General features: G+C 65.8%; 1 protein-coding gene. It reads left to right on the top strand.

The annotated features are described in order from the left end of the window. Positions 1-492 (top strand): phospholipase D-like domain-containing protein (locus AC1DTN_RS38275; RefSeq protein WP_477925399.1); only part of this gene is annotated, 492 nt, incomplete at its 5' end. Positions 493-623: the final 131 nt, after the last annotated feature.

Raw genomic sequence — 623 nt, 5'->3', positions numbered from 1 at the left:
GCCCGGCGCGGCGTCGACGTGCGCCTGGTCTTGCAGGGAGAGCCGGACATGCCCATCGTCAAGGCGGCGGCCAGCATGCTCTATCACCATCTGCTGCATGCGGGCGTCCACATCTACGAGTATCGGGAGCGGCCGCTGCATGGCAAGGTCGCCCTGGTGGACGACCAATGGAGCACCGTGGGCTCGAGCAATCTCGATCCCCTCAGCCTGTCGCTGAACCTGGAGGCCAACGTGATCGTTCGCGACAAGGCCTTCAATCAGACGCTCTGGGCCCGTCTCGATGACCTGATGCGCCACGGCTGCACCAAAATCGAAGCGTCGGATCTCACCGAGTGGAGCGGGTGGCGACTGGTGCGCAGCTTTCTCATCTTTCATCTGCTGCGCTGGTATCCATCCTGGGCGGGCTGGCTGCCGCGCCACGCACCTCGGATCGAGCCGCTCGAAGCGCCGCAGCCTCGCCCCGGCGGTGCGACACGCACGGATATCGCGTAATGACACCGTGGCAAGCGACGCGCGCCGGTCCCGCGCCTGCTGGACCATCTCGCGCCTGGTGGCCTTGGGTGAAGCGTATCGGGACCTGGGTCTTCTTCGGACTCGTCGCATGGCTGCTCGTGGAACAAGCC

This window comes from Rhizobium sp. 01T444, assembly GCF_056398305.1.
Note: the sequence above shows the minus strand (reverse complement) of the source record. Positions and strands in the feature narration are given on the sequence as shown.